Source organism: Dactylosporangium sp. NPDC051541 (assembly GCF_044454505.1).
Taxonomy (GTDB): domain Bacteria; phylum Actinomycetota; class Actinomycetes; order Mycobacteriales; family Micromonosporaceae; genus Dactylosporangium.
Genome location: NZ_JBITDU010000014.1, coordinates 240,193 through 253,316, shown reverse-complemented (window position 1 = coordinate 253,316; position 13,124 = coordinate 240,193). Strand labels below are relative to the sequence as shown.

The window sequence follows — 13,124 nt, the reverse complement described above, 5'->3', positions numbered from 1 at the left end:
GACGAGCTACCAGGCCACAGTGGACCTCGTCGAAACCCTCGACTGGCTCCGCGCCGTACCCGACCACACCCCATGATCCGCTAGTCACGGCCTAGCGCGGCCGACCGACCTCGACTCCCGTACCCAGTGAGGTAGCGACTTCATGTCATCCCATCGCGAAGCCCCGGAAATCTCCAAGGACCCCGTCGCGGACAGCACGGACCTCTACGCGTTCGTCACACCGGGCAAGGCCGACACGGTCACGCTGATCGCGAACTACCTGCCGATGCAGTTGCCGGCCGGCGGCCCGAACTTCTTCGAGTTCGGCAACGACGTCCGCTACGAGATGCACATCGACAACAACGGCGACGGCTACGCCGACGTCACATACCAGTTCCGCTTCGAGACCAGGCTCCGCGACAAGAACACCTTCCTGTACAACACCGGGCCGATCGAGTCGATCGACAGCAAGAACTGGAACCGGCAGCAGTTCTACTCAGTGACCCGGATCGACCGTCAGGGCAACGGTCACGTGATCGGCAAGAACCTGCCGTGCCCGCCGTGCAACATCGGGCCGCTGTCCACGCCGAACTACACCAAGCTGGCGTACCAGGCGATACAGAGCCTGCCGGGCAACCGCAAGGTGTTCGCCGGCCAGCGCGCTGACGGCTTCTTCGTCGACCTGGGCGCCATCTTCGACCTGGGCAACCTGCGGCCGTTCCAGCAGCTGCACGAGCAGTTCGGGCTGCAGCTCTTCGACAAACCGGCCAACGCGGTGAACGCGCTGAACAACTTCAACGTGCACAGCATCGCGCTGCAGGTGCCCATCGACGACGTGGTCCAGGGCGGGCAGCACGGGCGGTACAAGCGCAACCAGAGCCAGGCCGTGATCGGCGTGTGGACCACGGCGAGCCGCCAGCAGGTCCGGCTGCGCAACGACCAGCCCGGCATCGACGCCGGCGCCGGCCCCGACGTGCAGGTCTCCCGCCTGGGCAACCCGCTGTTCAACGAGGTCATCGTGCCGATGGCGCAGAAGGACCTGTGGAACACGCTGTCGCCCCGCGAGGACAAGCGGTTCGCGGACTTCGTCGCGCAGCCGGAGCTCGCGCGGCTGCTGCCGGTGCTCTACCCGGACGTCTTTCCCAACCTGGCCGCCCTCAACGCCGCCAAGACGCCGCGCGCCGACCTGCTCGCGATCCTGCTCACCGGTATTCCGGACGGGGTCATCCCCAACTTCCAGAACTCCACCGGCTCCCTGCAGGCCGACATGCTGCGGCTCAACACGGCGATCCCGCCGGCCGCGAAGCCCAACGCGCTCGGCGTCGTCGGTGGCGATGTCGCCGGCTTCCCCAACGGGCGCCGGCCCGCTGACGATGTGGTCACCATCGCGCTGCGGGCCGTGGCCGGGGTGACCTTCGCCCTCATCGACAAGAACTTCGAGCCCGATGCGGCGGCCGGTCAGGTGAACCAGGGGCTGACCGCGGCCAACGTGAAGGCGCCGTTCCTGGCTTCCTTCCCGTTCCTCGGCACGCCCTACGACGGATTCAGCACGCCGTCATGAGCGGCATCGGGACGGTCGCGCACCATCACCATCACGACCTGGGGCCCTCCTACCCCGGCACGGTCATGCTGGACATCGGGGCCGGGCGGGGGGCACTCGTCATCTCCGCGGCGGCCGAACAGCTCGGGCTGGAAATCGAAATCAGCCCCGGCGAATCGGGCGACGCGCCGCGGACCCACGCCGCGGTGCGGGCCCGGGTGTTCGACTCCAGCCGGCTGTACGCGGTCGTCTTCCCCAGCCTGGCCGAGGGGCCCTACACGATCTGGTCGGAGGCGGGCGACGCGCTCGCCACCGTGCGGGTGCGTAGCGCCGAGGTCACGCAGTTCACCTGGCCGGCATGACTACGACGTGGCGGTGGTCATCGCTGGGCAAAGCGCCACGCGTGCAGGCGTTCCCGGGCGGCCGCCCGGTCGGCCGGGCGGTCCTCGTCGTGGCCGCGGCGGGCGGCGTAGACGCGGACGAGGTCGTGCAGCGCGTAGCGGCCCGGTCCGGCCGGGCGGATCAGGTGTTCGCGGGTCAGGTGGTCGAGGTGGGCGGTGACCGGGGTCGTGCCGAGGAGGGCGGCGGCCGCCGCCAGGTCGAAGTCCGCGGCGGGGTGCAGGGCCAACGTGCGCAGCAGGGCCTGCGGGCCGGGCGGCAGGGCCTGGTAGGACGGGTGCAGGGCCGACTCGATGCGCTCGTCGAGCTCGAGGCGCAGCCGGCGCTCGTCGAGGCGGTCGGCGTGGTCGGTGACCGTCCAGCCGGCCCGGGCCGCGAGCTGGCCGGCCGCGTGGGTCAGGGCGAGGGGCAGGTGGCCGCAGCGCTCGGCGACGCGCCGGTAGGCGTCCGGGTCGGAGCCGGCCGGCACGCCGGGCACGGCCTGGGTCAGCAGCCGCCGCGCGTCCGCGGGCGGTAGCGGCTCCACCTCGACCTGGGCGACGTCCAGGCGGCGGCGGGAGGTGACAAGCGTCCGCGAGCCGGGCGTCGCCGGCAGCAGCGGCGCGATCTGGCGCATGGATGCCGCGTCGTCCAGGACGAGCAGCGCCCGGCGGCCGGCCAGGCGGCGGCGCAGGCCGTCGAGGATCTGGGCCGGCTCGACCGGCGGCATCGCCGGGTGGAAGCCGCGCAGGTCGGCGAAGAGCGTGACGTCGAAGTCGCCGTCCGCGGCGAGGCGGTGGGCGGCGTGCACGGCGAGGGCGGTCTTGCCGGCGCCGGGCATGCCGGTGAAAACCGTGACGGGCTCCTGGACGGCGGCGAGCTCGGCGGAGCGGCCGACGAAGCCGGGGAGGTCGTCCGGGAGCCGGTCGTGCACGCGGACCTGCGCGGCCGCCTCCGTCCCGACCCGGCCGTCGCGCAGGGCCTGCCGCCAGCGGGCCACGTAGCCGGGGTAGTCGTGCAACGCCTGCACCACGGCGACCATCAGCTCGGCGTTGACCCGGCGGCGGCCCGGCTTGAAACAGTCCACGACGGTGCCGCGGCGGGCCAGCTCGTCGGCCCGGCGGCCGGCCGCCCGCCAGCGGGCGTTGATCCGGCGGGTGATCGTGTCGAACGACGGGTCGCCCGCCCACGTCTTGAGCCCGCGCAGGCAGCCGACCAGGTCGTCGAGGCTGCGGGCCCGGGCCGGGTCGGGCGGCCCGGCCGGCAGCGCGATGTCGTTCATGGCGAACCCCCGTTCGACCGGCATCGTACGACCGGAAGCGGGGCGCGGCAGCCGGGCGTGAGGTCCAAACAATTCCAAACAGACAGTCCAAACGTTTCCGAACGGAAAGTGACCGGGCGAGCTCTAGTCGTATCGAAATATCGACCGGTAGCGTTCCGGCGCGTGAACCCCGCGTTAACCCGGCCGCTCCGGCGCCGCCTCGCCACCGCCTCGACCGTCCTCGTCACCCTCGCCGCGGCCCTCGTCAGCCCGCCCGCGGCCCACGCCGAGCCGCCGGCCCCGGCCGCCACCGGCGCCGCGACCGCCGGGGCATCGGACGCGCGGCCGCTCAGCGCCGCCCAGCTGGCCGCGGCCGACGCGCGCGCCGCGGCGAAGGCCCGCGCGCAGGGCCGCGCGGTCGAGGTCACCGAGCGGGCCACCGAGACCCAGACGTGGCTCGCCCAGCCCGACGGCAGCATGCACTTCGAGGAGTCCGCGGTCCCGACCCGGGTGCGCCGCGGCGACGGCACGTGGGCCGCGCCGGACCCGGCGCTGCGGATGGCGAACGGGCGGCTGCGCCCGGTGCTGTCGGCCGCCGACGTGGCCTTCTCCACCGGCGGCGGCGGGCCGTTCGCGACCATGGTCGTCGGGGGGCAGCGGCTGGCGCTGACCTGGCCGACGGTGCTGCCGGCGCCGACCGTCGACGGCGACGCCGCCACCTACGCCGAGGTGCTGCCCGGCGTCGACCTGGTGGTGCGGGCCACCGAGGACGGGTTCTCGCACGTGCTGGTGGTGAAGAGCCGGGCCGCGGCGGACAGCGCCGAGCTGCGCACGGTCCGGCTGGGGCTGGCCGGCACCGACCTGACCGCGGCCGTGTCGGCCGACGGGGAGCTGCGCTTCGCCTCCCGCACCGGCGCGGTGGCGGTCTCAGGCAGCCGGGCGCTGATGTGGGACGCCGGGGCCGGAGCGACGCCCAAGGCGCCCGGCGACCTGACCCGCAAGGCGGTCGCGGCCACCACCGTCGACGGCGGCGCGCTGGTGCTGCACCCGGACGTGGCGCTGCTCGACGCGGCCGACACGCAGTATCCGGTGTACATCGACCCGAGCTACTCCAAAGGCCAGAAGCGCTGGGCGTACTCCAACAGCAAGAACGAGAACAACGACAACGAGGTCCGGGTCGGCAAGTCCCCGAACAGCGGGGCCACCTACCGCGCCTACTTCACCTTCGACGTGAGCGGCCTGGCCAAGAAGCGGATCTTCGCCGCCCAGTTCCACTCGACCATCGTGCACTCGTGGAGCTGCGGTAACACGCCGTTCAGCCTGTACCAGGTGGCCAGCGCCGGGTCCGGGAAGATCACCTGGGACGGGCCGGACCTGGGCACGAAAATGGGCGAGTTCTCCGGGCACGCGCACAAGCCGAGCCCGGGCTCCACCACCGGCGGCTGCTCCGATGATCCGCAGCCGGACAAGCCGTTCGAGATCGGCGGCAACATGAAAGCGGCCATCTCCACGGCCGCCGCCGGCAGCGCGAGCGAGGTCGCGTTCACCCTGACCGCGTTCAACGGCGCGACCAGCGGAGAGAGCATCGCCGAGCGGTGGAAGAAGTTCAAGCTGGCCGACACGAAGATCACCGTCGACTACAACTCGCCGCCGACGACCCCGACCAGCGCCAGTACCGACGGGCGCGGCTGCACCACCGGCGCGGCGCGGGCGGTGCTGTCGACCGCCACCCCGACGCTGCGCGCGGTGGTCTCCGACCCGGACACCGAGACCGACCTCCAGGCCGTTTTCGAGTGGCAGCAGTACAACAGCGCCACCAGCACCTGGACGGCGCTCAGCAGCGGGCAGATGAACAGCCTCGCCAAGGGTGGCACCGGCTCGGTACAGATCAAGAGCGGGCTGGTGCAGGGCGGCATCTACCAGTGGCGGGCCAAGACCGTCGACCCGTGGACGTACGGCAGCACCACCGGCACCGACGCATCGACGCCGACCGGCTGGTGCGAGTTCACGGTCGACCTGGTGGGTCCGGCGGTCGCGCCGGGGGTGTCGTCGCCGGTCTACGGCAATGACATCAACCAGGTGTACGGCGCGGTGGGCAAGACGGCCCCGTTCACGTTCACCGCGTCCGGCGTCACCGACGTGACCGCCTACCGGTACGGCTGGGCCGACCCGCCGACCACCCAGGTGAGCGTGGCCGCCGGGGCGAGCACGACCCTGGCGATCACCCCGCCGCCGCCCGCGCCGGCCGACCCGACCTCGGGCGGGCTGAGCCGCCTCTACGTGGTCAGCCTGGACGGGGCCGGGCACATCAGCCCGGTCAACGAGTACACGTTCAACCTCGGCTCGGCCACGGCCGAGAGCGCGTATTACAAGCTCGACGACGCGGCCTTCGCCAACAGCGCCGGCAGCGCACCGGCGGCCGTGCCGGTCGGTGGCCCGACGACCGGGGTGGCCGGGCGGTTCCAGCCCGGGCCGGGCAAGGCGGCCCCGACGACGGTGACGTTCGACGGCACCGACGACACCGCCACGGTCAATGCGCCGGTCGTCGACACCTCCACCAGCTTCACCGTCTCGGTCTGGGCGCGCAGCGACGGCGACACCGCCGACTACCGCAGCGTCGTCAGCGCGCCGGGCACCCACTCCAGCGCCCTGTTCCTCGGCCGAGCCAGCACCAACAAGTGGCGCTTGGCGATGCCCCAGTCCGATACCGTTGGGCCGACCCACGTCAACATCTTCAGCACCTCGAGCATCCAGACCGGGGCGTGGACGAACCTGACCTCGGTCTACGACGCCGGGGCGAAGAAGCTGTCCCTGTACGTCAACGGCGTCCTCGAGGCCTCCGCCGCCCAGCCGGTCGCGTTCGCCGCCACGCGGCTGCAACTGGCCGGGGACCTGTGGAACGACAATCCCACGTTCGAGAACAAGTGGAAGGGCGGCCTGGCCGACCTGCGGCTGTGGAACCGGGTGCTGAGCCCGGGGGAGATCCGGCCCCTCGCCGCGGACCTGGTCGGCCGCTGGAGCCTCGACGGCGACGGCACCGACTCGACGCCGTGGCGGCGCGACGCGACCCCGACCGCCACCGCGTTCTACGTCGAGGACCACGACGGTTCGGCGTTCTCGGCGCTGCAGGGCGACGGTGCGACGGTCGCCGCGACGACGGCCGGGCCGGCGCTGCGCAGCGACCAGTCATACACCGTCGCGGCCTGGGTCCGCCTGGACGACAAGGTCACCTACAACGAGGTCCTCGGCCAGGGCGGCACCGCCCGCGGCGCCATCTTCCTGCGCTACGACTACCAGACGTTCAAGTGGCAGTTCTTCGTCCCGACCGTCGACGTCGGCACCCCGTCGTACTACTCCGCCCGCTCCTTCGCCGACGCCGAGCTCGGTGCGTGGACGCACCTGGTGGGGGTCTACGACGCGGCCCTCGGCAAGTTCCAGATCTACGTCAACGGCAACCCCGAGGGCAACATCCTCGGGCGCATGTGGGCCTCGTCGGGCGTGTTCGACATCGGGCGGCAGCGCTTCGGCACCGGCGACTTCTTCAACGGTGCGATCGACGACGTCCGCGTCTATCAGGGGGCCATGCCGGCCGACCAGGTCAAGGTTCTGTACGCCGGATGAGAGGGCTCGGGATGAGGTCCACAGTCAAGCGGATCGGGGCCGCCGCCCTCGTGCTGGCCCTGCTGCCGATCGCCGTCGCCGATCACGGGTTCGCCGATCCGGACGCCGGGCACCCGCACGCCCAGCGCGACGCCGCACTGCCCGGCGAGCCGATGCGCTACGACCCGCCTCCGGCGACGAGCACCGGCCGGCCGTACACCGCGAAATCCGCGGTTTGGCCTGCAGGCGCGGCCACCGTCCACCTCGGACGCGACCGGGCCCGGGCCGGTGCCCTGCCGGTGTATGTCCGCTCCGCGGGCGCGGCGACCGGCGGCGACCTGGCCCTGGAGGTCCTCGACCGGGCCGCGACCCGCGCCGCCGGTGTCGAAGGGCTGGTCCTGCGGCTGCGGGGCAAGGCCGGGGCGACGGTCCACGTCGACGTCGACTACCGCGACTTCGAGGGCGGCTACAGCGGCGGGGCGCCGTCGTCGCTGGGCCTTTTAGAGCTTTCCGGGTGTACTCCCATGAGCTCGGCCTGCACCGCGACGCCCGTGACCGCCACGAACGACGTCGCCACCCGCACGGTCGGCGCGGACGTTCCCGCGGCCGCGACCCTGGCCGTCGTCGAGGAGCCCAAGGGCCCGGCCGGCGACTACACCGCCACCCCGCTCAAGGCCACCTCGACCTGGGGCGCGGGCGGCAGCGCCGGCGACTTCACCTGGCAGTACCCGCTGCGCATGCCGCCGGGGCTGAACGGTCCGGAGCCGCAGCTGGGCCTGTCGTACTCCTCCAGCTCCGTCGACGGCGCGATGGCCGCGTCCAACAACCAGCCGTCATGGCTGGGCGAGGGCTTCGAGATGTCGACCGGCGCCATCGAGCGCAAGTACGTCTCCTGCGCGAGTGACATGGACACCGGCGGCAACAACACCACCAAGACCGGCGACCTGTGCTGGAAGACCGACAACGCCGTGCTGCACCTCAACGGCCAGTCCACCGAACTGCTGAAGGGCAGCGACGGCCGGTGGCACGGCCGGTCCGAGGACGGCGCCCGGATCGAACTCAAGACCGGGGCCGACAACGGCGACCACGACGGCCAGTGGTGGGTCGTCACCGAGACCGACGGCACCCAGTACTGGTTCGGCCGCAACCAGCTGCCCGGGTGGTCGGCGACCAAGGCGACCACCAACTCGGCCTGGACCGTGCCCGTCTTCGGCAACAACACGAACGAGCAGTGCCACGCCGCGACGTTCGCCGCCTCGGCCTGCGACTGGGCCTGGCGCTGGAACCTCGACTACGTCGTCGACCCGACCGGCAACACGATGTCGTACTGGTACCAGACCGAGAAGAACTCCTACGCGAAGGCCGGCTCGGCGACGACCCTGGCGAGCTACGTCCGCGGCGGCTGGCTCGACCGCATCGACTACGGCACCCGCTCCGGCACCGCCTACGCGGGCGCGCCGATGCAGGTCGACCTGGGCGAGGCGGACCGCTGCGTGACCGCGAGCTGCGGCACCCACGACGCCACCAACTGGCCGGACACGCCGTGGAAGATGCAGTGCACGGCGAGCCCCTGCTACATCGGCAGCCCGACGTTCTGGAGCACCAAGCGGCTCGGCACGCTCACCACCAAGGTGGCCGGCAAGCCCGTCGACCAGTGGACGTTCAAGCACTCCTTCCCGGACCCGGGCGACACCACCCGCGCCGGGCTGTGGCTCGACGGGATCAGCCACACCGGACTGGCCGGCACCACCGACTCCGTGCCCCGCACCGCGGTCACCGTGCCCGACGTGCACTTCGCCGGGGTGCAGAAGCCCAACCGGGTCGACGCGACCGACTTCGCCCCGGCGATGAACTGGTGGCGGATCGCGACCATCGAGACCGAGGGCGGCGGCACGATCAACGTGACCTACGCCGACGCCGACTGCGTCGCCGGGTCCAAGGTGCCGGACAAGACCGCGCTGTGGAACAACACCCTGCGCTGCTTCCCGGTCTACTGGACGCCCGAGGGTGAGAGCGGGTTGAAGCTCGACTACTTCCACAAGTACGTGGTGAGCCGGGTGACCGAGCAGGACAACGCGCTGCCGTCGGACGAGCGCTCGGTGCCGGTCGTCACCAGCTACGAGTACCCGAACCCGCCGGCCTGGCGATACACCGACGATGACGGGCTCGTCGCCGACAAGACGAAGACCTGGTCGGTGTGGCGCGGCTACGACCTGGTGCGCACCATCACCGGCACGGGCGCCGACGCGGTCAAATCCGAGACCACCTACTTCCGGGGTATGGACGGCGACAAGTTCGGCACCGGCACGGCGACCCGCTCGGTGTCGCTGCCCGCGGCCGGTGGCGCCCCGGCGGTGACCGACAGCGACTTCTACGCCGGCCTGGTCCGCGAGGAGCGCGCCTACCAGGACTCGACCGGCGACGAGATCAGCGCGACGGTCAGCGTGCCGTGGCGCTCCGACCCGCCGACCGCCACCCGCAAGATCGACGGGGTCACGGCCGAGGCCCGGTTCGTCGCCGTCACCCAGCAGCGGACCCGGACCCGGCTCGACGGCGGGCGCGGCTGGCGCACCACCACCGAGAACACGGTGTTCGACAACTCCGGCCTGGCCATCCGGCACGAGGAGCTCGGCGACGACGCCGTCACCGACGACCAGTCGTGCACGCTCACCGACTACGCCCGCAACACGACCGCGTGGATCCTCGACGCGGTCAGCCGGGAGCGGCACTACGCCGTCGACTGCGCCAAGGCGGTCCAGGGCACCGGGCTCACCGAGGCCGACGTCCTCTCCGACACCTACACGCTCTACGACAACGGCGCCCGCGGGGCCGCGCCGAGCAAGGGCCTGGTCACCCAGACCGACGAGCTCATCGGCTTCCCGGCGCGGTACATCACCCAGTCGAAGGCCACCTACGACGACTACGGCCGGGTCCTGTCGGCCACCGACGTGCGCGGCAACACCACGACCACGACCTACGTGCCGACCAGCGGCGGTCCCGTCACCGGCACGGTCGAGGAGACCCAGCAACACTGGCGGACCACGACGACGTTCGACCCCGCCTGGGGCGAGCAGACCGAGGTGGTCGACCGCAACGACAAGAGCACCCGGCAGACGTTCGACGCCCTCGGCCGCACCACCGCCGTGTGGCTGCCGAACCGCCCGGCGGGCCAGTCGGCCAGCGTCACGTTCGCCTACTTCGTGCGCAAGTCCGGCAGCGTCACCGTCTCCAACCAGCTCAACAGCCTCGGGACGGGCTACCGCAGCAGCGCCGCCTTCCTCGACGGGCAGGGCCGGACCCGCCAGACCCAGACGGCCGAGGGCACCACCCAGGGCGGCCGGGTCATCACCGACACGTTCTACGACAGTGCCGGGCGGCAGTACAAGCGCAACGGCGGCTATGTCGTCGACGGCGCCCTCAGCCTGACCGCGCCGACGCTGGTCAAGCACCTCGACGACGTGCAGGTGCCGGGCCAGACGATCACCGCCTACGACGGGGCCGGGCGGGTCAGGACGTCGACCTTCCTGGTCGGCAACGTCGAGCAGTGGCACACCAGCACCGCCTACGGCGGCGACCGCGTCGACGTCGTCCCGCCCGCCGGCACCATGCCGACGTCGACCTACACCGACGCCCTCAACCGGACGGTGAAGGTGCGCCAGTGGCACGCCGCACTCGGCAGCGGTGACGTGACCGATCTGTCGTACCGGTACGACCGCAAAGCCCATCTCGTCGAGCAGGACGACAACGCCGGCAACGCGTGGACCTACACCTACGACTTCGCCGGGCACATCGTCGCCAAGACCGACCCCGACAGCGGCACCAGCTCCAGCACCTACAACGACTTCGGCGACCTGCTCACCACCACCAACGGCGACGGCAAGGTCCTCGTCTACACCTACGACACGCTGGGCCGCAAGCTCACCAAGCGGGCGGACAGCGCCACCGGGACCCTGCTGGCCGACTGGGCGTACGACTCCGTCCTGCTCGACGTCGGCAGCCTCACCGTCAAGGGCCAGCAGCTCAGCGCCAGCAGCTACTGGGGCGGCGCGAAGTACACCACCCGCATCGACGGCATGAACGACATGTACCAGCCGACCGGCGAGACGATCACCATCCCGCCGTCCGAGACCGGCATCGCGGGCACCTACTCGTACTCGTTCGCCTACACCGGCGGCGGTGCGGACCTGTCCGCGACCATGCCCTCCATCGGCGGGCTGCCGCGGGAGAAGCTCACCTCCGGGTACAACACCCTCGGGCAGCTCGACACGCTCAAGACCAACGTCTCCAGCACCGGCGACGACGTGTTCCTGGTCAACGGCACCCAGTACACCCGCTACGGCGAGCTGTCGATGATCGCCCGCCGCAACGGCACCGGCACCTGGCTGGACACCGCCTACGACTACGAGGCGGGCACCCGCCGGCTCAAACGGATCCACACCACCCGGGAGACCGGGCCGGCCGAGGTGGCCGACGCGCGCATCGACTACGACCCGTCCGGCAACGTGATCGGCGAGCAGGAGCTGGTCACCGGCGACCGGCAGTGCTTCGGCTACGACTTCGCGCAGCGGCTCACCGACGCCTGGACGCCGGCGGGCGGCGACTGTGCCACCGCGAAGAGCCAGTCCGCGCTCGGCGGGCCGGCACCGTACTGGAACTCCTACGCCTACGACGCCGTCGGCAACCGCACCGGCTCCACCGAGCGCACCACGAGCACGAGCGTGTCGCGCTCCTACACCTACCCGGCGGCCAAGGCGAGCCAGCCGCACACGCTGCGCTCGATGACGACCACCGGCGGTGCGACCGCGGCCTACACCTACGACAAGAGCGGCGAGACGCTCACCCGGCCGGCCAACGGCACCGGCGGCGCCCTGCAGACATTGACCTGGAACTCCGACGGGACACTTGCCACAAGCAATGATGCCGGGGGTACTGCCAGCTACGTCTACGACGCCGCCGGGAACCGGATCATCAAGCACGAGCCGTCCGGCACCACGCTCAGTCTGCCCGGACAGGAGCTGCGCTACGCCGGCGGGCAGGCCACGGCGACCCGATACCTCACCCACGCCGGCAAGACCATCGGCGTGCGCACCACCACCGGCGGCCTGACCTGGCAGGTCGAGGACCAGCAGGGCACCGGCACCATCGAGGTCAACGCCGCGACCCAGGCGATCGTGCGGCGCTGGCTGACCCCGTTCGGCGCCGAGCGCGGCGGGCCCGCGACCTGGGTCACCGACAAGGGCCTGGTCAACGGCACGAAGGACGGCTCCGGCCTGCTGCACCTCGGCGCCCGGGAGTATGACCAGGTCACCGGCCGGTTCATCAGCCTCGACCCGGTCATGGAGGGCGACGACGCGCAGGCCCTGCAGGGCTACAACTACGCCAACGCGTCACCGGTCACGTCCAGCGACCCGACCGGGAAGATGCCGGCCCGGGAGCCCGGCGGCGGCAGCATCGGGGTGCGGATCGGGGTGATCGTCGCGCACGTCTCGAAGCAGGTCGTGCACGCCATCCAGTACTACCGGCGCGGCAAACAGCCGGTCTACCAGCACTACAGCGCCCCGCGGCGCAAGCCCACCCCGCCCTACCAGCACTACATCCCGCCGCGGAAGCCGCGCGTCTACGGCCCGTTCGTCACGCACGGCATCAACCTGCCGAAGCTGCCGACGTTCTGCCTGGGCAGCTGCTTCGACGCGGGCGGGGTCCGGCACGGCGCCAACCCGCGGGCGGTCTGCCGCTCGTTCAACGCCGGGTTCAGCTCACCGGCGGCGTGCGACGAGGGCTTCGACGCGGCCGAGCGGCTGCGGTCGGGCAAGAGCTCGCAGAACGTCCAGCTCGCCCGCGGCCCGAAGGCCTACGAGGACACCTGTTCCGCCAAGGGCGACGAGACGTGGTGTACCGCCTACAAGCGGCCACCGGCCCACGTCTACGTCAACCCCGAGCACGCCGTCGCGACCGAGATCGCGCTCTACGCCGGCGAGACGGCGACGCGGCCCGGCGACGCGTGGACGTATCACAAGGAGGCGCACCGCAACGACGGCGAGTGGTACCTGTCCGTCAACGTCTGCATCGGCCTCTGCGTCGGCGTCACCATCACCAGTCACGGCGACACCTTCATCAACGGCAGCATCACCCCGGGCGCGTCCGGCGGCTCGATGATCACGGTCGGCTACAACCCGCAGCCGATGGGCAGCATGCGCAACGGCGGGGCGGCGTATTGCGCCGGCGCCGCGGTCAGCGGCTGCGCCACCATCGGCTGGGACTCCACGACCGGCAAACCGGTGTACGGCGGGTCGGCGTCGCTCGGCTTCGGTGTCAAGGGCGGCCCCACCCGTACCGTCTCCATCCCGATCCAAGGAGCGAGCTGAG

5 protein-coding genes are annotated in these 13,124 nt (G+C 71.6%); 4 read left to right on the top strand and 1 reads right to left on the bottom strand.

What is annotated here, in order from left to right:
- The first annotated feature begins 142 nt into the window (after positions 1 to 142).
- Both ACIA8L_RS44070 and ACIA8L_RS44065 read left to right on the top strand, forming a co-directional pair.
- The gene (locus ACIA8L_RS44070; RefSeq protein WP_395914306.1) at positions 143 to 1,540 is read left to right on the top strand and encodes a DUF4331 domain-containing protein; all 1,398 of its coding nucleotides are present in this window, start codon (positions 143 to 145) and stop codon (positions 1,538 to 1,540) included.
- Positions 1,537 to 1,881: a phospholipase gene (locus ACIA8L_RS44065; protein WP_395914304.1), complete on the top strand. Its 345-nt coding sequence runs from the start codon at positions 1,537 to 1,539 to the stop codon at positions 1,879 to 1,881. The genes ACIA8L_RS44070 and ACIA8L_RS44065 overlap by 4 nt, the downstream gene beginning before the upstream one ends.
- A gap of 17 nt (positions 1,882 to 1,898) precedes the next feature.
- On the opposite strand, the gene ACIA8L_RS44060 is transcribed toward ACIA8L_RS44065, so the two are convergent.
- Entirely contained in the window at positions 1,899 to 3,203 is a 1,305-nt protein-coding gene (locus ACIA8L_RS44060; RefSeq protein ID WP_395914302.1) for an NB-ARC domain-containing protein, read from the bottom strand.
- Positions 3,204 to 3,341: 138 nt separating this feature from the next.
- Here ACIA8L_RS44060 and ACIA8L_RS44055 point away from each other — a divergent pair, with 138 nt between their 5' ends.
- Both ACIA8L_RS44055 and ACIA8L_RS44050 read left to right on the top strand, forming a co-directional pair.
- A complete protein-coding gene (locus tag ACIA8L_RS44055; protein ID WP_395914300.1) occupies positions 3,342 to 6,779 on the top strand; it encodes a LamG-like jellyroll fold domain-containing protein in 3,438 nt (1,145 codons plus the stop codon).
- An 11-nt stretch (positions 6,780 to 6,790) separates the two neighbouring features.
- Entirely contained in the window at positions 6,791 to 13,123 is a 6,333-nt protein-coding gene (locus ACIA8L_RS44050) for an RHS repeat-associated core domain-containing protein (RefSeq protein ID WP_395914298.1), read from the top strand.
- Position 13,124: the final 1 nt, after the last annotated feature.

Excerpts from the sequence above, each read along its gene's own strand:
- ACIA8L_RS44070 (WP_395914306.1), top strand. The coding sequence starts at position 143 with ATGTCATCCCATCGCGAAGCCCCGGAAATCTCCAAGGACCCCGTCGCG.
- ACIA8L_RS44065 (WP_395914304.1), top strand. The coding sequence starts at position 1,537 with ATGAGCGGCATCGGGACGGTCGCGCACCATCACCATCACGACCTGGGG.
- ACIA8L_RS44060 (WP_395914302.1), bottom strand. The coding sequence starts at position 3,203 with ATGCCGGTCGAACGGGGGTTCGCCATGAACGACATCGCGCTGCCGGCC.
- ACIA8L_RS44050 (WP_395914298.1), top strand. The coding sequence starts at position 6,791 with ATGAGGTCCACAGTCAAGCGGATCGGGGCCGCCGCCCTCGTGCTGGCC.